The sequence below is a fragment of the Modestobacter sp. KNN46-3 genome (assembly GCF_011039295.1).
The window spans coordinates 1-21,045 of the sequence record NZ_JAAKGN010000076.1 but is presented as its reverse complement, the minus strand read 5'-3'; the positions used below and the strand labels follow the sequence as shown (position 1 = coordinate 21,045).

General features: G+C 74.9%; 24 protein-coding genes. 9 read left to right on the top strand and 15 right to left on the bottom strand.

Annotated features, from left to right (window positions below; all coding sequences use genetic code 11):
• Positions 1-104 precede the first annotated feature (104 nt).
• The 3 genes from G5C62_RS15970 to proC form a co-directional block, all read right to left on the bottom strand.
• Complete coding sequence (locus tag G5C62_RS15970; RefSeq protein ID WP_012854759.1) at positions 105-203, bottom strand: 30S ribosomal protein bS22; 99 nt, start codon at positions 201-203, stop codon at positions 105-107.
• Positions 204-503: 300 nt separating this feature from the next.
• On the bottom strand, positions 504-857 hold the full coding sequence (locus G5C62_RS15965; protein WP_241175938.1) for a helix-turn-helix domain-containing protein: 354 nt from the start codon (positions 855-857) through the stop codon (positions 504-506).
• Positions 858-1,130: 273 nt separating this feature from the next.
• Positions 1,131-1,961, bottom strand: a complete 831-nt coding sequence (gene proC / locus G5C62_RS15960; protein ID WP_164701741.1) for a pyrroline-5-carboxylate reductase — start codon at positions 1,959-1,961, stop codon at positions 1,131-1,133.
• 58 nt (positions 1,962-2,019) lie between these two features.
• Here proC and G5C62_RS15955 point away from each other — a divergent pair, with 58 nt between their 5' ends.
• Positions 2,020-2,565 carry a type 1 glutamine amidotransferase domain-containing protein gene (locus G5C62_RS15955; RefSeq protein ID WP_164701740.1) on the top strand — a complete coding sequence of 182 codons (546 nt, stop codon included), beginning with the start codon at positions 2,020-2,022 and terminating at the stop codon, positions 2,563-2,565.
• Positions 2,566-2,574: 9 nt separating this feature from the next.
• Here G5C62_RS15955 and G5C62_RS15950 read toward each other — a convergent pair whose 3' ends face one another.
• Both G5C62_RS15950 and G5C62_RS15945 read right to left on the bottom strand, forming a co-directional pair.
• Complete coding sequence (locus tag G5C62_RS15950; protein WP_164701739.1) at positions 2,575-3,552, bottom strand: hypothetical protein; 978 nt, start codon at positions 3,550-3,552, stop codon at positions 2,575-2,577.
• Positions 3,552-4,496, bottom strand: a complete 945-nt coding sequence (locus G5C62_RS15945; protein WP_036333130.1) for a Ppx/GppA phosphatase family protein — start codon at positions 4,494-4,496, stop codon at positions 3,552-3,554. The genes G5C62_RS15950 and G5C62_RS15945 overlap by 1 nt, the downstream gene beginning before the upstream one ends.
• 88 nt (positions 4,497-4,584) lie before the next feature.
• Here G5C62_RS15945 and G5C62_RS15940 point away from each other — a divergent pair, with 88 nt between their 5' ends.
• Positions 4,585-5,424, top strand: coding sequence for a hypothetical protein (locus tag G5C62_RS15940; RefSeq protein WP_164701738.1), 840 nt, complete (start codon positions 4,585-4,587; stop codon positions 5,422-5,424).
• Here G5C62_RS15940 and G5C62_RS15935 read toward each other — a convergent pair.
• Positions 5,320-6,405 carry a helix-turn-helix domain-containing protein gene (locus G5C62_RS15935; protein ID WP_164701737.1) on the bottom strand — a complete coding sequence of 362 codons (1,086 nt, stop codon included), beginning with the start codon at positions 6,403-6,405 and terminating at the stop codon, positions 5,320-5,322. The genes G5C62_RS15940 and G5C62_RS15935 overlap by 105 nt on opposite strands.
• Before the next feature lie 81 nt (positions 6,406-6,486).
• Here G5C62_RS15935 and G5C62_RS15930 point away from each other — a divergent pair, with 81 nt between their 5' ends.
• Together G5C62_RS15930 and G5C62_RS15925 are read left to right on the top strand one after the other, a co-directional pair.
• Positions 6,487-6,744: a hypothetical protein gene (locus G5C62_RS15930; protein ID WP_164701727.1), complete on the top strand. Its 258-nt coding sequence runs from the start codon at positions 6,487-6,489 to the stop codon at positions 6,742-6,744.
• A 10-nt stretch (positions 6,745-6,754) separates the two neighbouring features.
• Positions 6,755-6,973: a DUF3072 domain-containing protein gene (locus tag G5C62_RS15925; protein WP_164701736.1), complete on the top strand. Its 219-nt coding sequence runs from the start codon at positions 6,755-6,757 to the stop codon at positions 6,971-6,973.
• A 260-nt stretch (positions 6,974-7,233) separates the two neighbouring features.
• Here G5C62_RS15925 and G5C62_RS15920 read toward each other — a convergent pair whose 3' ends face one another.
• Together G5C62_RS15920 and G5C62_RS15915 are read right to left on the bottom strand one after the other, a co-directional pair.
• Positions 7,234-7,914, bottom strand: coding sequence for a response regulator transcription factor (locus tag G5C62_RS15920; RefSeq protein WP_036333121.1), 681 nt, complete (start codon positions 7,912-7,914; stop codon positions 7,234-7,236).
• Positions 7,911-9,215, bottom strand: coding sequence for a cell wall metabolism sensor histidine kinase WalK (locus G5C62_RS15915; RefSeq protein WP_164701735.1), 1,305 nt, complete (start codon positions 9,213-9,215; stop codon positions 7,911-7,913). The genes G5C62_RS15920 and G5C62_RS15915 overlap by 4 nt, the downstream gene beginning before the upstream one ends.
• A gap of 261 nt (positions 9,216-9,476) precedes the next feature.
• Between G5C62_RS15915 and phoU the strand changes: the two genes are divergently transcribed.
• The gene (gene phoU / locus G5C62_RS15910) at positions 9,477-10,145 is read left to right on the top strand and encodes a phosphate signaling complex protein PhoU (protein WP_241175937.1); all 669 of its coding nucleotides are present in this window, start codon (positions 9,477-9,479) and stop codon (positions 10,143-10,145) included.
• 126 nt (positions 10,146-10,271) lie between these two features.
• Here the strand turns inward: phoU and G5C62_RS15905 are convergent, their stop codons facing one another.
• The 5 genes from G5C62_RS15905 to mshA all read right to left on the bottom strand — a co-directional run bounded on the left by G5C62_RS15905 (position 10,272) and on the right by mshA (position 16,040).
• On the bottom strand, positions 10,272-11,033 hold the full coding sequence (locus tag G5C62_RS15905) for a phosphoglyceromutase (RefSeq protein WP_164701734.1): 762 nt from the start codon (positions 11,031-11,033) through the stop codon (positions 10,272-10,274).
• A gap of 49 nt (positions 11,034-11,082) precedes the next feature.
• Positions 11,083-12,360, bottom strand: a complete 1,278-nt coding sequence (locus tag G5C62_RS15900) for a pyridoxal phosphate-dependent aminotransferase family protein (protein WP_164701733.1) — start codon at positions 12,358-12,360, stop codon at positions 11,083-11,085.
• A 208-nt stretch (positions 12,361-12,568) separates the two neighbouring features.
• The gene (locus tag G5C62_RS15895) at positions 12,569-14,128 is read right to left on the bottom strand and encodes an MFS transporter (protein WP_241175936.1); all 1,560 of its coding nucleotides are present in this window, start codon (positions 14,126-14,128) and stop codon (positions 12,569-12,571) included.
• Complete coding sequence (locus tag G5C62_RS15890; protein ID WP_164701732.1) at positions 14,125-14,649, bottom strand: YbjN domain-containing protein; 525 nt, start codon at positions 14,647-14,649, stop codon at positions 14,125-14,127. Before G5C62_RS15890 ends, G5C62_RS15895 begins: the two co-directional genes overlap by 4 nt.
• On the bottom strand, positions 14,646-16,040 hold the full coding sequence (gene mshA, locus G5C62_RS15885) for a D-inositol-3-phosphate glycosyltransferase (RefSeq protein WP_241175935.1): 1,395 nt from the start codon (positions 16,038-16,040) through the stop codon (positions 14,646-14,648). Before mshA ends, G5C62_RS15890 begins: the two co-directional genes overlap by 4 nt.
• 114 nt (positions 16,041-16,154) lie before the next feature.
• On the opposite strand from mshA, the gene G5C62_RS15880 reads away from it, so the two are divergent.
• On the top strand, positions 16,155-16,958 hold the full coding sequence (locus G5C62_RS15880) for an SDR family oxidoreductase (protein ID WP_164701731.1): 804 nt from the start codon (positions 16,155-16,157) through the stop codon (positions 16,956-16,958).
• Between the two features lie 136 nt (positions 16,959-17,094).
• Here the strand turns inward: G5C62_RS15880 and G5C62_RS15875 are convergent, their stop codons facing one another.
• Positions 17,095-17,370, bottom strand: a complete 276-nt coding sequence (locus tag G5C62_RS15875) for a hypothetical protein (RefSeq protein WP_036333109.1) — start codon at positions 17,368-17,370, stop codon at positions 17,095-17,097.
• Entirely contained in the window at positions 17,367-18,401 is a 1,035-nt protein-coding gene (locus tag G5C62_RS15870; protein ID WP_164701730.1) for a UDP-N-acetylmuramate dehydrogenase, read from the bottom strand. The genes G5C62_RS15875 and G5C62_RS15870 overlap by 4 nt, the downstream gene beginning before the upstream one ends.
• A gap of 40 nt (positions 18,402-18,441) precedes the next feature.
• Here G5C62_RS15870 and G5C62_RS15865 point away from each other — a divergent pair, with 40 nt between their 5' ends.
• The 3 genes from G5C62_RS15865 to G5C62_RS15855 are packed head-to-tail and all read left to right on the top strand — an operon-like array spanning position 18,442 to position 20,956.
• Entirely contained in the window at positions 18,442-19,287 is an 846-nt protein-coding gene (locus tag G5C62_RS15865) for a class I SAM-dependent methyltransferase (RefSeq protein ID WP_063124212.1), read from the top strand.
• A gap of 26 nt (positions 19,288-19,313) precedes the next feature.
• Positions 19,314-20,093, top strand: a complete 780-nt coding sequence (locus tag G5C62_RS15860; protein WP_164701729.1) for a maleylpyruvate isomerase N-terminal domain-containing protein — start codon at positions 19,314-19,316, stop codon at positions 20,091-20,093.
• 2 nt (positions 20,094-20,095) lie between these two features.
• The gene (locus G5C62_RS15855) at positions 20,096-20,956 is read left to right on the top strand and encodes a spermidine synthase (protein ID WP_164701728.1); all 861 of its coding nucleotides are present in this window, start codon (positions 20,096-20,098) and stop codon (positions 20,954-20,956) included.
• Positions 20,957-21,045: the final 89 nt, after the last annotated feature.

The following is a 21,045-nucleotide window of genomic DNA, read 5'->3' as shown; positions in this document are numbered from 1 at the left end:
CCCGGGTGATCGCCGGGTCAGCGGCGAGCTCGGCCGCCAGCGCGCCGCCCAGCCACCGGCTGACGCCGGTGACGAGGACGACCGCGGGCGGCACGAGCGTCAGCTCACTTCTTGTTGCGCCGCTGCACGCGGGTCTTCTTGAGCAGCTTGCGGTGCTTCTTCTTCGCCATCCGCTTGCGGCGCTTCTTGATGACAGAACCCATGTCCCGCTCCCGACGTCGTCTTCGCTCGGCGGCCGGGGGTGGTGACCGGGGTGGTCACGCGGATCCGTGGTCCGGGCGCCGGGCGAGGTGATCAGCTCGTGCGCGGCCCGCCCCAGGGGGACGGCACCGCTCAGCACCCGAGACTACCCGGCGGCTGCCCCCGAGCGGGAACGCCCGCCCGGCGAGGTGCTGGAGAGCCGTCGCAGGCTCCCCCACGAGCAGAGGTGACGTGCTGGAACGGCCGCCTCGCAGGGCCCCGCCGCGAGCTTGCGAGCGGTGGGGGGCGAGGTGGTCCTTCAATCAGGCGATGTCGGTGTAGGCGTCGCGCAGGTACTCGTGCACGGCGCGCTCGGGCACCCGGAAGGAGCGGCCGACGCGGACGGCGGCGAGCTCCCCGCCGTGGACGAGCCGGTAGACGGTCATCTTGGAGACGCGCATGAGGGCGGCGACCTCGGCGACGGTCAGGAACGAGACGGCGGCGCGGGGCGTCGGCACGGCGGCCGGGCGGCCGAGCGGCATCGAGGCCGGGTGGGCGGCGGGGACCGGGCGGGCCATCGAGGCGGCCGAGATGGGCCGGCCCATCTGGCGGGGCATCGGGACACCCGGACGGACGGTCTGGACGGCGGCGCGCTGGGGCATGGTCACGTGGATCATCTCCGGTTCTCAGCTCCATGTGCGGCCACCGGCTTCCCCACCGGCGAACAGAACGCTCATGTGCTGGAACAGAGCGTAAGGGGACCGGAGTGACAGAAGCGATGGGTGAAACGAACAGGCGGACCGGTCCGTCCTGGGCACAAGTGGACAGAAACACCGCGTGACACACCCGTCACGGCGTGTTGTCCCCAAGTCGACAAGCTCCGCAGGGGCCGTTCTCCACAGATTTCTGTGGAAAACCACATGCGTGTGATTCAGCCCGGCGTCAGAGGGTCAGGAGGTGCGGCCGAGCTCCACCGAACGCTGGTGCGCCGCCTCGATCGCGGCGATCAGCGCTGCCCGCACGCCGTGCCGCTCCAGCTCCCGGATGGCGGCGATCGTCGTCCCGCCGGGGCTGGTGACCGCCTCCCGCAGCTGGACCGGGTGCTCGCCGGAGTCGCGCAGCATGACCGCCGCGCCGTAGGCGGTCTGCACGATCAGGTCGGCGGCGACCGTGCGCGGCAGACCGAGCAGGATGCCCGCGTCGATCATGGCCTCGACCAGGAAGAAGAAGTACGCCGGGCCGCTGCCCGAGAGCGCGGTCACCGCGTCCTGCTGGCTCTCCGGGACCCGGCGCACCTGCCCCACCGGCAGCAGCAGCGCCTCCGCCTCGTCCAGGTGTGCCTCGGTCGCGTGCGCCCCGGCCGAGAGCACGCTCATCCCGGCATCGACCAGCGCCGGGGTGTTGGGCATGACCCGCACCACCGGGGTGCCGGCCGGCAGCGCCGCCTCGACCCGGCTGGTGGGCACCCCCGCCGCCACCGAGACCACCAGGTGCTCCGGGGCGACGTGCGGGCCCAGCGCCGCCAGCAGCGTGTCGATGTCCTGCGGCTTGACGGCCAGCAGCAGCACCCTCGCCCGGGCGGCCGCCCCGGCGAGGTCGGTGGTGCCGACGCCGTACCGAGCCGTCAGCTCGGCCGCCCGCTCCGGGCTGCGCTCGACGACCAGGAACTCCCGCCCGTCCCCTGCCTGGCGGACCAGGCCGGCGAGCAGCGCCTCACCGATCTTGCCGCCGCCGATGACGGCCAGCCGTGCGTCGGGACCCGTGTGCCCTGCATCGATCATGTCCGCGACCGTAGTGCCCGGGCGTGTGCGCCCGGAGGAGCCGGGGTAGCCGCCCGCCATGTCCGGGGAACTGAACGGCAAGCGGGTGGCCGTCCTCGCCACCGACGGCGTCGAGCAGGCGGAGCTGGACCAGCCCTGGCAGGCGCTGGTGGACGCCGGCGCCCGGCCGGAGCTCGTCGGGCTCGAGGCCGGCACCATCACCGCCTACCAGCACATCGACAAGGGCGACGCCAAGGACGTCGACGTCGCGGTGTCCGACGCCGACCCCGACAGCTACGACGCGCTCGTGCTGCCCGGCGGGGTGATCAACGGCGACTTCGTGCGCGCCGACCGGGGGGCCGTCCGGTTCGTGAAGGCCTTCTTCGACGCCGGCAAGCCGGTGGCCGCCATCTGTCACGCGCCCTGGGTGCTCGCCGAGGCCGACGTCGTCCGTGGCCGCCGGATGACCTCGTGGCCCTCGCTGCAGACCGACCTGCGCAACGCGGGCGCCGAGTGGGTCGACGAGGAGGTCGTCGTCGACGGCAACCTGACCACCAGCCGCAAGCCCGACGACCTGCCGGCGTTCGGACGCACCCTCGTCGAGCAGATCGCCGCCGCGGGCTGACCGAGCAGGTCAGCTGTCGGCGAGCAGGCCCGCGGCCGGCGCGATCACCAGCACCGTCCCGGCCAGCAGCAGCACCGCCAGCAACCGGACCGGCAGCGCGCCCTGACCCCGGCGCTGCCGGTACGCGGCCACCCCGGCGACCAGACCGGTCACCGTCACCGGGGCCGCGACCAGGGCGACGTAGGGCAGCAGCTCCCACAGCACGGTGAAGGCGAAGTAGACGCCGATGCCGGCGGCCAGCGCGACCACCATCTCGCCGGCGAACCGCGCCCAGGCCAGCACGCTCTCCCGGCCGGTCAGCGGCTCCTCGTCGGCCTTGGCTGCCTCGGCCTGCGCCGCGGAGACGACCGGGATCGGGCCGGTGACCGGGTGGTCGGCACCGCGCCGGCCCGCGCCGGTGGCGGCCCTGGCCGTCGCCCCCGTGGAGCCCGTCGGCGCGGACCTGCGGTGCGTGGAGGTCGGGTCCGACGAGGTGGTCGGGGCTGCTGCCGGGATGGCGGCGGTGGAGGGTCCGGTACCGAACAGCGGCTCGGCGCCGGGGCCGGTCGGGGCGGCATCGGACTTCCGCCGACCGGTGCGCACCGCCGGGGGCGCCTCGTCCGCGCGACCGGCCGCCGGCCGGGCCGACGCCGGGGCGGCCGGCGGTGTCTGCGGGCTCAGCAGCCCGGCTGCCGGCCGCGCCTTCGGCTCGGGAGCCGGAGTCCAGACCGGGACCGACGGCGCACGCTCCGGGGCCCGTGCCGGGGAGCGGGGCGGGGTGGCGGAGCGGCCGTTCGGCGTCGCCGCGGGCGAGCGCACCGGCGCCTCCGCCCGCGACGACCCCGAGCCGGTGTCCACCCGTGCCGAACGGCCGGTGGACTCGACGTCGCCGTTGGGCTGGCGTCGGCGGCCGGGGCGGGTGCCGAGCTCGCTCTCCAGACCGTGCTCGCGCAGGATCTCGGCGAGCGAGCGGACGCTGTACTCCCCCGACGGGTTGGGCTGCGTCATCACGCTCCTTCCAGCTGGTCCAGGCGCCGCAGGATGACGCCCTCACGCAGCGCCCACGGGCAGATCCGCACGAACGGTACGTCCACCGACCGCATCGCGGCCTGCGCCACGACGGCACCGGCCGGGACCTGGTGCGCCCGCGCTGCGGACACCCCCTGCAGCTCGGCCAGCGCCGCGCACTCGATCCGGGAGACGAAGCCGAGCACCTGGGACAGCCCGGTGGCGGTCAGCTCGCGGGGGGCGCGCAGCCCGGCGGCCGACGGGGCTGCGCCGGCCAGCCGGGCCAGCGTCCGGAAGGTCTTGGACGTGGCGGCCACCAGGTCCGGTGTGCCGGCGTCGCGCAGCTTCCGGCCGACCGGGGCCAGCACGTCGGTGGCGTGGTCGGCGAGCTCGGCGAGCGCGGACAGGTCGGGCCGGCCACCGGTCTCGGCGTCGGGCAGGAACCGGCGGGTCATCCGGCCGGCGCCCAGCGGGACCGACAGCGCGACGTCGGGGTCCTCGTCGACACCGGTGGCCAGTTCGAGCGAGCCGCCGCCGATGTCGAGCACCAGCAGCCGGCCGGCGCTCCAGCCGAACCACCGCCGCACGGCGAGGAAGGTCAGCCGGGCCTCGTCCTCGCCGGAGAGCACCTGCAGGTCGACACCGGTCTGCTCGCGGACCCGGCGGAGCACCGCAGCCCCGTTCTCCGCGTCCCGGATGGCCGAGGTGACGAAGGCCAGCAGCTCGTCACAGCGCTGCTGGGCCGCCTGCTGCTTCGCCTTCTGCACCGCGTGCAGCAAGCCCTTCTCCCCCGCCTTGGACAGCTTGCCGTCGGCGCCGACGTGCTCGGCGAGCCGGAGCACGGAGCGGTCGTCGTGCATCGGCGTGGGGTGGGCACCCCGGTGCGCGTCCACCACCAGCAGGTGCACGGTGTTCGAGCCGACGTCCAGCACCCCGAGTCGCATGCCCGAGAGTCTGCCTGGCCCCCTCCGGAGGCTCGCGGCGAGCGGGCGAGTCGTGAGGGGGAGGGGGTCCTTTCACTAGGCTGCGCCGGTGGACCCGAGCACAGCCGCCGACAGCCCTCCCGAGGTCGGGCTGGACTTCCCCCGCGAGTGGATCGAGTTCCTGGACCCGGCTGATCCCGAGCACCTCGTGCGGGCCGACCTCACCTGGCTCACCAGCGCCTGGACCTGCGTCTTCGGGCGCGGCTGCGCCGGTGTGGTGGCCGGCCGCGCCGAGGACGGCTGCTGCAACCACGGCGCCTTCTTCACCGACACCGACGACCTCACCCGGATCGAGGAGTCGGTCGGCGAGCTGACGCCCGCGGACTGGCAGCGGCATCCGGGCACGACCCCGGGCCGGGACGACTGGACCGAACCGGACACCCTGACCGAGCCGGCACCGGGCGAGGACGCCGAGCAGGCGCTGCGCACCCGGGTGGTGGACGGCGCCTGCGTCTTCCTCAACCGGCCGGGGCACCCCGCCGGGGCCGGGTGCGCGCTGCACGCCATGGCGTTGCGCCAGGGCCGGCACCCCCTGGAGACCAAGCCCGACGTCTGCTGGCAGCTGCCCGTGCGCCGGGAGCAGGAGTGGGTCGACCGGCCCGACGACAGCCGGGTGCTCGTCTCCACGATCGGCGAGTTCGACCGGCGTGGCTGGGGTCCCGGCGGGCACGACCTGCACTGGTGGTGCACGGGCTCGCCGACGGCGCACGTCGCCGCCGAGCCGCTGGTGGAGACGTACGGCCCCGAGCTCGTCGCGCTGCTCGGACCGGCCGCCTACGCCGAGCTACGCCGGCTGACCGAGGCCCGCCTGGACGCCGGCCTCATCGCTCCCCACCCCGCCAGCCCCCGGCCAGTGCCGGTGGAGCTCCACCGGCGCCGTCCCGACTGAGCCACCCGGTCGGACGCCGGCCCGGAAGGTCTGCCGGTAGGCCCGCGGGGAGACCCCGCGGCGCCGGGTGAACTGCTCCCGCAGCCCGGCCGCGGTGCCGAAGCCGACCAGCCGGGCGATCTCCTCGACCGGGGCGTCACTGCCCTCCAGCAGCGCCTCCGCCGCGGCCAGCCGCTGACCGAGCAGCCAGGCGTGCGGCGTCGTCCCGGTGGTGGCCTTGAACCGGCGGGCGAAGCTGCGGGGGCTCATCAACGCCCGGCGGGCGAGCAGCTCGACGCTGATCTCCTCCGCCAGGTGCGCCCGGGCCCACTCCAGGACGACGCCCAGCAGGTCATCCTCACAGCGGGCGACCGGGGTGTCGATGTACTGCGCCTGCCCACCGTCCCGGTGCGGGGGCACGACCATCTCCCGGGCGAGCGCGTTCGCGGCCGCGGCGCCCCACTCGCGGCGGACCAGGTGCAGCAGCGCGTCGATGCCGCTGGCCGTGCCGGCCCCGGTGATCACCTGGCCGTTGTCGACGTACAGGACGGTGGGGTCGACCTGCACCTGCGGGAACCGGGCGGCCAGCTCGCCGGCGTACTGCCAGTGCGTGGACGCCCGCTCGCCGTCGAGCAGCCCGGCCCAGGCCAGCACGAACGCCCCGGTGCAGTGACTGACGACCGTCGCCCCGCGGGCGTGCGCCGCGCGCAGGCCGTCGAGCAGCTCCGTCGGCGGCTCGCGGTCGAACTGCCCCCAGGCCGTGATGAGCACGATGTCGGAGACCGTCAGCCGGTCCAGGCCGTGCTCGACGAGGATCGCCAGCCCGGCGTCGGTGCGGAGCAGGCCCGGTCGCTGCGAGACGAGCGCGAAGTCGAACTGCGGCAGACCCATCGCACGGCGGTCGTAGCCGAACACCTCGGTGACCACGCCGATCCCGAAGCTGCCCGCCATGCCGTCGGTGACCACGAGGCTGACGACCAGCGGGCGGTCCGATGTGCTCATGGGCACAGCATGGCAGAAAACATGCGGCCTCGGTCAGTCCTGCCACTCGTCGCCCGGCGGCGCGAGCGAGACGCTCACCGCATGTTGCTGATCACCTGCCCCGTCACCCGGACCGACGAGCTGGTCGCCGACCGGCGGATCCGATCGGTCGCCAACCACCCCACCCACATCGCCGTCGCGGTCGAGTGCCCGTCCTGCGGCGGCACCCACGTGTTCCGGACCGGACGGCGGTGGGAGGAGCGCCGCTCCGAAATCGCCACCCGGGCCGCCCAGCAGGCCGCCGTCCAGGCGACGACGGCCGCCGCCGCTCGAGCTGCACGGCTCCGACAGCCCGCGTAGCTTCGAACACATGAGCGAAGCGAACAGCACCGGCCCGGACAGCCCGCAGAGCACCGAGAAGGACCCCGACGACTGGGTGACCGGCGGAGAGCCGGCCACCGGCGCGCAGAAGAGCTACCTGAACACCCTGGCCCGCGAGGCCGGCGAGGACGTCCCCGACGACATCAGCAAGGGCGACGCCTCGAAGAAGATCGACGAACTCCAAGAAGAGACCGGCCGCGGCCAGTAACAAGCAGGCCGCCGACCACTGCCACCAGTGGTCACGCCGGAGGCGGTGACGTCGGACGGCGGGCCCGCAGGGTCCACCTCCGACGTCACGGGAAACGGCTCACCGCAGGGCAAGCCCGCACCTGGCCGCGGGGTCCGAGACGCCGGAGGCGGTCACGCCGGACGGCGGGCCCGCAGGGTCCACCTCCGGCGTGACGAGAACGGCTCAGCACAAGGTGACCCGGCACCTGGCCGCGGTGCGATCCGGAGGATCGCAATCAGCTAGGCCTCGAACTTGTACCCCAGCCCCCGGACGGTGACCAGGTAGCGCGGGTTGGCCGGGTCGGGCTCCAGCTTGGCGCGCAGCCGCTTGACGTGGACGTCGAGGGTCTTGGTGTCCCCGACGTAGTCGGCGCCCCAGACCCGGTCGATCAGCTGGCCACGGGTGAGCACCCGGCCGGCGTTGCGGAGCAGCAGCTCCAGCAGGTCGAACTCCTTGAGCGGCAGCGACACCGTCTGGCCGTCGACCGCGACGACGTGCCGGTCGACGTCCAGCCGAACCGGTCCGGCGACGAGGGCGCCCTCGGCAGTCGGCTCCGCCTCGGTGCCGCGGCGCAGCACGGCCCGCATCCGGGCGACCAGCTCCCGGGCGGAGTACGGCTTGGTGACGTAGTCGTCGGCCCCCAGCTCGAGCCCGACGACCTTGTCGATCTCGGCGTCCTTGGCGGTCAGCATGATGATCGGCACGGAGCTCTTGGCGCGCAGCGATCGGCAGACCTCGGTGCCCGACAGGCCGGGCAGCATCAGGTCGAGCAGCACGATGTCGGCCCCGGCCCGGTCGAACTCGACGAGCGCGTCCGTCCCGGTGGAGGCGACGACGGTGTCGTAGCCCTCCCGCCGCAACATGTAGGACAGCGCGTCGGAGAAGGACTCCTCGTCCTCCACCACGAGCACTCGGGTCATGACCGTCCCTTCTGCAGGACCCCGGAGGGTCCCTCGTCGGCCCCTGAGGAGCCCTGATCGGATGTCTGGCGGCTGCGCAGTGGTGGTACCGGTGGCCGTTCGGGCGCACCGTCGTCGTCCATCGCCCCGTCGACGTCTGCCGCGAGGGGGATGCGCAGGGTGAAGGTCGAGCCGAGCCCCTCCTCGCTCCAGACCGTCACCGAGCCACCGTGGTTGGTGGCCACGTGCTTGACGATCGCCAGCCCGAGCCCGGTGCCGCCGGTGGCGCTGGCCCGGGACTGGTCGACCCGGTAGAAGCGCTCGAACACCCGCGACCGGTCCGAGCGGGGGATGCCGATGCCCGAGTCGGTCACCGCGACCTCGGCGAAGCCGGACCGGGCGCGCGCGCCGACCGCGATCGTGGTGCCGCCGGGGCTGTAGGCGACGGCGTTGGCGAGCAGGTTGGTCAGCGCGGTGGCCAGCTGGGCCTCGACCCCGCGGACCACGAGGCCGGGTTGGGCGGCGACGGCCAGCTGGATGTCCTTCGCCGCGGCGGCGGCCCGGGTGCGGTCCACGGCCTCGGAGACGACCGTGCCCACCGCGACGGGCACCAGCTCGGGCAGCGGTTCGGCCCCCTGCAGGCGGGAGAGGTCGATCAGCTCGCGGACCAGCCGGGACAGCCGGTCGGCCTCGTGGCTCATTCGCGCGGCGAACCGCTGGACCGTCTCCGGGTCGTCGGCCGCGTCCTGCACCGCCTCGGCCAGCAGCGCGAGCGCGCCGACCGGGGTCTTCAGCTCGTGCCCCACGTTGGCCACGAAGTCCTTGCGGACCGCCTCCACCCGCCGGGCCTCGGTGACGTCCTGCAGCACCAGCGCGACCGGCCCTGCGGAGGTGGCGGGGCCGGTCCCGAGCCGGATGCCGTGCACGGCCACCATCCGCGGCCCTGCTCCCACCAGGTCGCTGGGCAGGGCGACGTCGGCTCGCTGGCTCCCGGTGACCTGCACCTCGCGGGCCACCTCGACCAGCCCGGGGACGAGCAGCCGGTTGCCGCGCAGGACGCCCAGCGCCCGGGCGGAGGCGTTGGCCAGCAGCACCGCCTCGTCGGGGCCGAGCAGGACGACGGCGGGGTCCATCAGGTCGACCAGCCGGCGGCTCATCGCGGCGTCGGAGTCCGTGCGGCGCTCGGCGCGATCGGCCGCACCGGCCTGCTGGTCCGCCTGGGCCTGCCGCCGGGCGCGCGAGGACCGCACGACCAGTGCTGCCGACGCCGCCAGCAGCAGGCCGAGCACCAGGCCCACCAGCAGGGCGACGACCGGGTCCACATGGCCGATGCTAGACAGGACCGGGGCGCGGACCAGCATCCTCGGTGTCGATCACCCGGTCGGGTCGGAGGAGTTCACCGTCGGGCCCCTGGCCGTTCACCTGGCGGCCTCCTCAGGCCCGGAAACGGGTCTCTACCCTCGATCACACACGTGTCGCGACCGACGAACCCGCCGACGGCGCACACGCGGGGGGGACCGCGTCGTCCCGGGTCGCCGTCCCCCGGGTGCCGCCTGCGCGCGGCGACGGGACGAGGAGGAACCGTGTTGCGAGAGAGCTACCGCGAGGAACTGGACGACATCAACGCCTGCCTGGTGGAGATGGCGAACTCGGTCGGCTCGGCGATGAGCACGGCCACGACCGCTCTGCTGGACGCCGATGTCGCCCTCGCCGACCTGGTGATCGCCGGCGACGAGCGCATCGACGCCGTCCGGGAGAGCATCGAGGAACGCTGCTTCACCCTGTTGGCCCGCCAGCAGCCGGTCGCCACCGACCTGCGCACCATCACCACCGCCATGCGGATCGTCGGCGACCTGGAGCGGATGGGCGACCTCGCCGAGCACATCGCCAAGGTGGCCCGGATGCGCTTCCCGGAGCACGCGGTGCCGCAGGAGGTCCGGCCGGTCTTCCTGGAGGCCGGGCACATCGCGGAGAGCCTGGTGACCAAGGCGGGCACGGTCATCGCCAAGCGGGACGTCGCGGCGGCCATCGAGCTCGAGGCCGAGGACGACCTGATGGACCAGCTGCACAAGCAGCTGTTCCGTGAGCTCCTCGCCCCGACCTGGGGGCACGGCATGGAGTCGGCCATCGACGTCACCCTGCTGGGCCGCTACTACGAGCGCTTCGCCGACCACGCGGTCAGCGTCGCCCGACGGGTGGTCTTCCTGGTCACCGGCGAGAAGCCGGCGCTGGCCGTCGCCGACCCGCACTGACCCCACCCGCACGACGACGGGGCCCGGGCGCGCGATGCGCGCCCGGGCCCCTTTCTGCACCCGACAGGTCGGCCCCTCTGCTGGGTCCCGCCCCGAGCTCGCGAGGGGTGGGGCAGAGGGGTCCTTCTACTTGCCCTGGTTCTTGACCGCCTCGATCGCGGCCGCGGCTGCGTCGGGGTCGAGGTACTGGCCGCCGGGCGTGATCGGCCGCAGGTCGGCGTCGAGGTCGTAGCGCAGCGGGACGCCGGTGGGGATGTTCAGGCCGACGACCTCGTCCTCACCCATGTCGTCCAGGTGCTTCACCAGGGCGCGCAGGCTGTTGCCGTGCGCGGCCACCAGGACGGTCTGGCCGCTGCGCAGGTCCGGCACGATGGAGTCGTACCAGTACGGCAGCATCCGGACGACGACGTCTGCCAGGCACTCGGTGGCCGGGCGGGCCTCCGAGGGGAGGAACCGGTAGCGGGGGTCGCCGTCCTGGCTGTACTCGCTGCCGGCCTCGATCGGCGGCGGCGGGGTGGCGTAGCTGCGCCGCCAGGTCATGAACTGCTCCTCGCCGTACTCGGCGAGCGTGGCGGCCTTGTCCTTGCCCTGCAGGGCCCCGTAGTGCCGCTCGTTGAGCCGCCAGGAGCGGCGGACCGGGATCCACTGCCGGTCCGCGGCGGCCAGCGCCAGCTCTGCGGTGGTGATGGCCCGCTTGAGCAGCGAGGTGTGCAGGACGTCGGGGAGCAGCCCCTGCTCGGCGAGCAGGTGCCCGCCGCGGGCGGCCTCGGCACGCCCCTTCTCCGACAGCTCGACGTCCACCCAGCCGGTGAACAGGTTGGCCTTGTTCCACTCGCTCTCGCCGTGGCGGAGCAGGATGAGGGTCCCGGTGCTCGTCGTGTCGCTCACGCGGCCATCCTGCCCGACCACCCCTGCCGGGGTGCACGGCAGGCGGCCCTCAGGCCATCGCGCTGCCGGCCATCGCGCTCCCGGCCGTCGCACCGGCCAGCTCCGGGGAGCGCACCCCGCGGACGGCGGCGGCCACCAGCTCCCCGGCCCGGCGCAGCTGCTCCTCGGTGTGCGTGGCCATGACCGCCAGGCGCAGCACGCCGTGTCCGCGCGGGACGGCCGGGTAGCTGACCGCGTTGGTGTAGACCCCGGCCTCGTGGGCGGCGGCCCATGCGCTCCGGGTGGCCTCGTCCTCGCCGGTGCGGACGGCGATGACGGCGCCCTTGCCGGGCAGCGGCGGTGCACCGCACTCGGTGAGCACCCGGCGCAGCAGGTCCCCGTTGTCCCGCAGGCGCTGCATCCGCTCCGGCTCCCGGCGCAGCACCCGGAGTGCGGCGAGCGCGGCGGCGACCTCTGCCGGGGCGTTCGCGGCGCTGAAGATGTAGGGCATCGCCGAGGCGCGGATGCCGTCGGCGACCGCACGCGAGGTGAGCACCGCACCGCCGACGCTGGCCAGCGACTTGCTGAACGCCACGGTGACCGCGTCGACCCGGTCCAGGACCCCGGCCGCCTCGGCGGCGCCCCGGCCGTTGGCCCCCAGCACCCCGAGCCCGTGCGCCTCGTCGACCACCAGCCGGGCGGAGAACCGGCCGCAGAGGCCGGCGATCGCCGCCAGCGGCGCCGACTCCCCGCTCATCGAGTAGACGCCGTCGACGACCACGACCGCCCCGGCCTCGGGGTCCAGGCGCCCCAGCCGCCGCTCGAGCGAGGCCACCGAGTTGTGGGTGAAGCGGAGCACGGTGCCCCGGCTGGCCGCCGCCGCGGCGTGCAGGCTGGCGTGGGCGTGGGCGTCGACGAGCAGCACGTCACCGGGCGCGCCGATGGTGGAGAGGACGGCGACGTTGGCGTTGACCCCGGCGGAGGTCAGCACCGCGTCCTCGGTGCCGTGGTGCTCGGCGAGCTCCCGCTCCAGGGTCAGGTGCAGGCGGGTGGTGCCGTTGAGGATGCGGCTGCCGGCCGAACTGGTGCCGTACTGCCGCAGGGCGGCAACCGCTGCCTCGACCACCTGCGGGTCGCCGGCCAGGCCGAGGTAGTTGTTCGTGCCCAGGTTGATCCGGGTGCGGCCGTCGTCGAACACCGTGAGCGGCTGGGGCGCCCCGGCGGTGGGCACCGAGTGCGTGGCCATCCCCTCCCGCACGTGCCGCCGCATCATCTCCGCGCGGGTGCTCTCCAGCAGCGGGGCGAAGGGGTCGCGGCGGGTGGGGACGGACCGGGCAGCGTCGAACACGGGCAGCTCCTCGCAGTCGGCGCGGGGATCGCAGCCGTTCACCCTGACCATGACGGTCAACACGCTCCGTGGTCAACGGATACCGCTCAGTCCGGTCGAGGGTCACCCGAGCAGACGTGGGACGGGTCACTCCTCGACGGAGCGTGTCGGGTCGGGGCAGCCGTCAGGGCTCGGGCGGGTGACACCCGGTCGCGCGAGGAGGAAGGGCTCAGCCGGCCGGGCGACGGCCGGGGAGCCAGAGCAGGACGACGACCGCGGCGATCACCGCGGCCGCCGCGGTGCCGACGGCGGTCAGGTGCATGGCACCCACGAACGCCTCCCGGGCCGGGTCGACGACGGCCGCGGCCGCTGCTGCGGTCTCCCCGCCGGTCGCCTCGGCGTCCTCCACCGCAGCGAGCGTCGCCACGATCGACTCCCCCGCCTGGTCCCGCGCCCCGGCGGGCAGCGCCAGGACGTCGTCCCCGAGCCGGTTGGCGTAGGAGGTGGCCAGCACCGAGCCGAGGATCGCCACGCCGAGCGCGCCGCCGACCTGGCGCACCGCGTTGTTCACGGCCGCCCCGGCACCCGCCTTCTCCCGAGGGACGACGGACATGATCGACTCGGTGGCCGGGGCCATCACCGCCCCCATGCCGATGCCCTGCAGCGCGAGGTCGGCGAGCACCAGCCAGACCGGCGCATCGGCGTCCAGCAGCTGGATGCCGGCGAAGGAGAGCGCGATCAGCGTGAAGCCGGTGGCGCAGACCGCCTTCGCCCCGAACCGTTCGGCCAGCCGCGAGGTGCGCGGCGCGGTCAGCGCGATGCCCAGGGCGACCGGCACCAGCGAGGCCCCGCTCTCCAGCGGCGAGTAGCCGCGCACGCCCTGCAGGTAGTAGACGAGGTAGAACGTCGCCCCCTGCAGGGCGAAGAAGTTGAGCGCGAGGGCGCCGGCCGCCGCGGAGAAGGCGGGGTTGCGGAACAGCGAGACGTCCAGCGCCGGGTGCGCCGTGCGCCGCTGCCACCAGATGAAGACGACCAGCAGGACGACGCCGGCGGCCAGCGGCCCCCAGGTCTGCAGCTCGCTCCAGCCCTCGCTGCCGCCGCGGATGATCCCGTAGACCACCCCGACCAGTGCGGCGATGGACAGCAGCACGCCGGGGACGTCGAGCCGGCCCGGGTCGGGGTCCTTGGACTCGGGGACGACGGTCAGGACGCCGACCGCGCCGACCGCCGCGACCGGGACGCCGAGCAGGAAGACCGCACCCCACCAGAAGTGCTCCAGCACCAGGCCACCGGCCAGCGGCCCGCCGGCGACGGCGAGCCCGGAGGCACCGGCCCACAGGCCGATCGCCCGGCCCCGCTCACCGGAGGGGAAGACGTTGGTGATCACGGCCAGGGTGGCCGGCTGGATCGCCGCGCCGCCGACGCCCATCAGCGCCCGCCAGCCGATCAGCTGGAGCGCCGAGTCGCTGAAGGCGGCCAGCACCGACCCGAGCGCGAAGATCGTCAGCCCGGCCAGCAGCACCTTGCGCCGGCCGATCCGGTCGCCGATGACGCCCCAGCTGAACAGCAGCCCGGCGAACACGAGGATGTAGGAGTCGATCGCCCACTGCAGCTCGCCCTGGGTGGCGTCCAGCTCCCGCTGCAGGGTGGGCAGCGCGACGTTCAGGATCGTGTTGCCCATGATCACCATGAGCAGGCAGACGATCATCGTGCCGAGCACCCACCAGCGGCGCTCGTAGCCCGGCGGCAGTTGGTCGGTCGCCGGCGCCGGGCGTTCGGTGGTGCTCACCCCTGCGGGTCCCGGGGCCGCCGGGCGGGGTCGGCGAAGGCGGCGAAGGCCTCCAGGTTGCGCAGCGACTCCCCGCGCTTGACCCGCCAGTCCCACTCGCGGCGGATCGAGGTGCCGAAGCCGATCTCCAGCAGGGTGTTGAAGTGGTCGTCGGCGTGGCTGAGCACCGAGCCGAGCAGCCGGTCGATCTCCTCGGGGGTGATCACCGCGTGCGGGAGCCGGCCGGTCAGGTAGACGTCACCGACGCTGTCGATCGACCAGCTGACGCCGTAGCTGCGCGCGTTGTGCTGCAGCAGCCAGGCCCACAGCTGCTCCCGGTTCTCGTCGGGCTGCCGGCAGACGAACGCCTCGATGGTGAGGGCGTGCGCGCCGATGGTCAGCCCGACGACCGTCTTGAGCTTCTTGGTGCCGGGCAGGGTGACGACGAAGCGACCCTGCCCGGGGTGTTCGTGCTCCAGCTCGGCCGCGCGCAGCGTCTCCTCGACGACCGCGTCGAGTTCGGGGAGGCTGCGCTCGCTCATCGCCGGGCCCGGCCCCCGAGGCTGTTCCCGCCGGTCAGCACCCGCACGGCCTCGGCGGCCCGGTGTGCCCGGCGCACCCGGCGCCGGCCCATCTCGCTCATCGCCGCGGCGTAGGCGTCGACCAGCGAGTCGGTGGTGCGGTCCCAGCTGAAGGCGGCGGCGTGCCGCCGGGCGCCGGCGGCGAGCAGCTCACGCCGCGCCAGCACCCGACGGATGGCCGCGGCGTAGGCCTCCGGGTCACGGCCGGCGACCAGCAGGCCGGAGACCCCGTCGTCCACGGCGGTGGGCAGCCCGCCGACCGCGGCGGCGACCACCGGGGTGCCGCAGGCCTGGGCCTCCAGTGCGACCAGCCCGAAGGACTCGTTGTGGCTGGGGACGACGGCGACGTCGGCGGCCCGGTAGTGGTCGGCGAGCTGCGCGGGCGCCTGCGGCGGCAGGAAGCGGACCACGTCGGAGACGCCCAGGGAGACCGCGAGCTCCTGCAGCCGCTGCGGCTCGGCCAGCCCCGACCCGCTGGGCGCACCGACGACGAGCACCTCCAGCCGGTCGCGGAGGGCCGGGTCGGCGGCGAGCATCCGGGCCGCGGCGTGCAGCAGCATCTCCGGGGCCTTGAGCGGCTGGATCCGGCCGACGAACAGCAGGACGACGGCGTCCGGGGCCACCCCGATCCGCGCCCGGGCGCCGCGGCGGTCACCGGGCCGGAAGCACTCCAGGTCGACGCCGGGCGGGACGACCAGCGTGCGGCGGGGGTCGGCGTCGTAGAAGTCGACCAGCTGCCGGGCCTCCTCGGCGGTGTTGGCCACCAGCCGGTCGGCCTCCGCGACGACCTGCTCCTCCCCGATCACCCGGGTGCGCGGCTCGGGCTCGTCGCCCTCGGCCAGGGCGGCGTTCTTCACCTTCGCCAGCGTGTGCGCCGAGTGCACCAGCGGCACGCCCCAGCGGTCGCGGGCCAGCCAGCCGACCTGGCCGGACAGCCAGTAGTGGGAGTGGACGACGTCGAAGTGCCCCGGATCGTGCTGGGCCTCCTCGCGCAGCACCGCGGCGGTGAAGGCGCACATCTGGGCGGGCAGCTCCTGCTTGCCCAGGCCCTCGAAGGGACCGGCGCTCACGTGCCGCACGGTCACGCCGGGCGCCATCTCGACCACCGGCGGCTGCTCGCTGGAGGTGGCCCGGGTGAACACGTCGACGGCGATCCCGCGGTCGGCCAGCCGGCGGGACACCTCGACCACGTAGACGTTCATGCCCCCGGCGTCACCGGCGCCCGGCTGCTCCAGCGGGCTGGTGTGCACCGACAGGGTCGCGACCCGGCGCGGCAGCACCGGCGCGGCCGACTCGGGTGCGGCGCCGGCCCGCCACGGCGTGGGCTGGCGCGGGTGGCGGCGAGCGGGCACGGAGATCCTCCCGCTCGGGCATCTGAGGCCGCTGAGGCCTGCTGGGGCTGCTGAGGCGGCCCGGTCGGGACACCCTGTCGTCGTCCCAGTCTGCAACAGCGCCAGGATGGGCACATGTCCAGCCCCGTCGCCTCGTCGTCCTCCCCCGTCGACCGGTCGTCCGGCACGGCGCCCTCCGCCGGGTCGGGCCGCGTCGCCGTCGTCACCGGCGCCTCCAGCGGCATCGGCGCCGCGACCGCGGAACGGCTGGCGGCCGACGGCTTCTCCGTCGTGCTGGCCGCCCGCCGCATCGACCGGCTGACCGAGCTGGCGGAGCGGATCGGCGGCCGGGCGGTGCAGCTGGACGTGACCGATCCCACCTCCGTCGCCGCCCTCGCCGACGGGCTCGACCGGGTCGACGTGCTGGTGAACAACGCCGGCGGCGCCTTCGACAGCAACCCGGTCGCCGACGCCGACCTGGACTCCTGGGAGCGCACCTACGGCGTCAACGTGCTGGGGACGGTGCGGGTGACCAAGGCGCTGCTGCCGGCGCTGCGGGCCTCGGGCGCCGGCGACCTGGTGTTCGTCGGCTCGACCGCCGGGCTGATCAGCTACGAGGGCGGGGCGAGCTACACAGCGGCCAAGCACGGGGTGCACACGCTGGCCGAGACGCTGCGGCTGGAGCTCGTGGCCGAGCCGGTGCGGGTGGTCGAGATCGCGCCGGGGATGGTCAGGACCGAGGAGTTCTCGCTCAACCGCACGAAGTCGCAGGAGAAGGCCGACGCCGTCTACCGCGGGGTGCGCGAGCCGCTGGTCGCCGCCGACGTCGCCGACTGCATCGCCTGGGCGGTCACCCGGCCGCACCACGTGAACGTGGACCTGCTCATCGTCCGGCCCCGCGCCCAGGCCGCCCAGCACAAGGTGCACCGCGAGCAGTAGGCCGCCGATGCCCCGGACGGGGCCGAGATCCGGCGAAACGCTGTCTCCAAGCCCGCCGACCCAGCACCCAACCGGATCTCGGCGTCTCGCGCGGTCCTCCGTGGACGGAGCAGGTCACGCGCTCCCGGGCACTGTCCTAGTCCGCGTTGCGGTGCAGGACGTCGTAGGCGCTGGTCACCCGCGCCGGGTCGGCGGCGGTGCCGTTCCTCTCGAACAGCGCCTGCGCGTCGGTCACCTCGGCCTCGGTGGCGCTCCCGGAGTTCAGCACCCGGGAGATCAGCCCGGTCAGCGCGGCGTCGGCCTCCACGCGCGCCATCCAGCCGGTGAGCTGGGCGGGGTCGGCCGGCATGGGCGCCGGGGTGCGCAGCGCGTCGTAGAGGGCGCCCAGCTGCAGGGACTCGGCCGGGTTCACGGGCGCACCGCGGTCGGCTCGGGCACCAGGGTGACGCCGAACTGCTCCCGCACCGCAGCGACCACCCGGTCGGCGAAGGCCATCAGCTCGGTGGCGGTGGCGCCGGGCTCGGTGGTCAGCGCCAGGCTGTGCCGCGACGACGTCCCGACCTTCCCGGCGCGGGTGCCCCTGCCGTAGCCGGAGTGCTGCACCAGCCAGGCGGCGCTCAGCTTCACCTGCGCGGCCCCGTCGGCGCCGATCCCGGCCGGCCAGGACGGGCACTCGGGCACCGCGGTGCCGACCGGCACGACCGGGTTGGTGAAGAACGACCCGGCGCTGCGCGAGTCGGGGTCGGCCGGGTCCCAGACCATCCCCTTGCCGCGGCGCAGCGCCAGCACGGCGTCCCGGACCGCGGCCAGCGGCGCGGTCTCCCCCAGCTCGACGCCCAGCGCCTTGGCCAGCTCCGCGTAGCTGACCGGGCTCGACTGCTCCGAGGCCCGCAGCAGGAAGCTCACCGCGAGGACGACGTACGCGCCGGGCTGCTGCTTGAGCCGGCTGTCGCGGTAGGCGAAGCCCAGCTCGGTGGGGAGGAACACCCGCTCGGCCCCGGCGGACCGGTCGTACACCCGCACAGAGGTGATCAGCGCCGCGACCTCCTGGCCGTAGGCGCCGACGTTCTGCACCGGGGTGGCGCCGGTCGAGCCGGGGATGCCGGACAGCGCCTCCATTCCGGCCAGCTGCTGGCCCACGGTGTGCGCGACCAGGTCGTCCCAGGGCTCCCCGGCCTCGACCTCGAGCTCGACGCCCTCGGCGGTGTCGGTGCGGGAGATGCCCCGGGTGCGCACCAGCACCACGTCGCCGGGCCAGCCGGTGTCCGGGGCCACGATGTTCGAGCCACCGCCGAGCACCAGCAGCGGGCGGGCGGCGTCGTCGACGTCCCGGACGGCGGCGACCAGCTCGTCGCGGCCGGTGACCTCGACCAACCGCTCGATCGGACCGCCGACCCCGAGGGTCGTCAGGTCCGCCAGCTGGGCGTCATGGCGTACCTGCACGCCACCACCGTAATCGGCGCCACGACTAACCTCGTGCACCGTGAGCGACCACACCCAGCGTGCGTCGCTGCCGCCCGTCCGCAAGGCCCCCCGGCTGGCGGCGGGCCGCGCCCGCGCCCTCGGGCTGCCGACCCGGGGCACCACGAACGCCAACCGGCTCCGTCGGGTCGACCGCTGGCTGGTGGCCACCCAGGTGGCCCGGCTGCGTGACGCCGCCCGGCCGCTGGTCGTCGACCTCGGTTACGGGGCGTCCGCGGTGACCACGCTGGAGCTGGTCGACCGGCTCGCGTCCGAGGTCGACCGGCTGGAGGTGGTCGGCCTGGAGATCGACCCCGAGCGGGTGGCCGCGGTGGCCGACGACCGCGACCCGCCGCGGGTGGACTTCCGGCTCGGCGGCTTCGAGCTGGCCGGCCTGCGCCCGGTGCTGGTGCGGGCGTTCAACGTGCTGCGCCAGTACGACGAGGAGTCCGCCGGCCGGGCCTGGGACACGATGCGCGCCGCGCTGGCACCCGGGGGCCTGCTGGTCGAGGGCACCTGCGACGAGTGGGGACGACGGGCGACCTGGGTCGCCCTGGACGAGGACGGACCGCTCACCCTGACCCTGGCCGCCCGGGTGTCGGACCTGGAGCGCCCCTCCGACCTGGCCGAGCGGCTGCCCAAGGCGCTGATCCACCACAACGTGCCCGGGCAGCCGGTGCACGCCTTCCTCACTGCCTTCGACACCGCCTGGGCCTCGGCGGCCGGGCTGTCGACGTTCGGCCCACGGCAGCGCTGGGCCGCCGCGGTCGAGTCACTCGCCGACGACGGCTGGCCGCTGGTCGGGCCGACCCGGCGGTGGAAGCACGGCGAGGTCAGCGTCCGCTGGTCGGCGGTCGCGCCGACCTGACCCGCCCCGTGCGGCACGATGACGAGGTGGCCGCCCCCCTGCTCACCCCCGACGAGCTGCACGACCGGTGCATCGCCGCCGTCGTGCAGGACGGCGAGCGGATCGGTGTGCTCGCCCAGGGGCTGGACGCCGGGCGCACCGCGGCCGCCGGTGGGCTGCAGACGGAGGTGCCCTGGGTGGCCGGCTGGACGGCCCGCGACCTGATCGCCCACCTCGGTGCGGTGCACCGCTGGGTCACCGGGATCCTGTGGGCCGGCTCCACCCGTGCGCCGGGCTCCTACAGCGGCATCGCCCCGCCACACGACGACCTGCACGGTTGGTACGCCCTGGGCCTGACCGAGCTGGTCGCCACGCTGCGCACCACCGACCCCGACGCGCCCGCCTGGCACATGAGCCCGGCCGCCGGCCGCACCGCCCGCGACTGGGCCCGGCGGCAGGCGCACGAGCACACCGTCCACCGGCAGGACCTGGAGGCGGCCGCGTTCCTGGATCCCGCGCCCGTCGACCCGGTGCTGGCCGGTGACGGCGTCGACGAGTTGCTGGCCGTCGTGCTCCCCCGCTGGCAGCACACCGCCCCGCTGGTCACCGCCCGGGCGTCCGTCGGTGTCACCGCGACCGACCTCGAGCGCGGCTGGACCGTCGAGGTCGCCGACGGCGCCGTCCGGTGCACCGACGGCGCCATCGCGTCCGCCGACGCCCAGCTGTCCGGGACGGCGCCCCAGCTGCTGCTGCACCTGTGGGGCCGCCCGGCCGAGGTGACCGTGCACGGCGACCGGGCCGCCGAGGCCCTGCTGCGAGGGCGCTGACCGTGGGCCGACGCGACCGCGGGCACCTCACCGCACTCCCGGGCGCCACCGAGGTGGGCGGCGGGACGGCGGAGCTGCTGGCCGACGCCGACCGGGACGGCTCCTGGCAGCTGCTGGTCAACGGCACCCCGCAGTCGCACGTCGACCTGACCGACCCCACGTACCTGGAGTTCGAGTACGTGCGGCGGATGGGGCACGTGCTCGACCTGGTCGCCGAACCCGGCCGGTCGCTGGACGTGGTGCACCTGGGCGGGGGCGCCCTGACGCTGCCCCGCTACGTGGCGGTGACCCGCCCCGGCTCGGCGCAGCGGGTGATGGAGCTCGACGAGGCGCTCACCGAGCTGGTGCGCCGCGAGCTGCCGCTGCCCCGGAATGCCCGCATCCGGGTCCGGGGGATCGATGCGCGAGCCGGGCTGGCCGCGCTGCCCGACGCCAGCGCCGACGTCGTCCTGGTCGACGTCTTCGCCGGGGCCCGCACCCCGGCCCACCTGACCACGGTCGAGTTCGCCACCGACGTCGCCCGGGTGCTGCGCCCCGGCGGCACCACGGCGTGGAACGTCTCCGACGGCCCGCCGCTGCGTTTCGCCCGCGCCGAGGCGGCGACCCTGCGGGCCGTCTTCGGCCACGTCGCCCTGCTCGCCGAGCCCGGCACGCTGCGCGGGCGCCGGTTCGGCAACACCGTGGCGGTCGCGTCCGCAGCTGAGCTGCCCATCGCCGGGCTCACCCGCCGGTGCGCCGGCGACCCGATGCCCTCCCGGGTGGTCAGCGGCGCGGAGCTGGACCGCTTCGTGGGGCAGGCCGCGCCGGTGAGCGACGCCGTGGCCGAGCCCTCGCCCCCGCCGCCGGCCGGCATCTTCGACTGAGCAGGGGGGGTGCACCGGCCCGGGCCTCGGCCTAGGGTCGGGCCATGACCGCTCCCGCGTCCCGACGGCTCACCCGCGACTCACGGCAC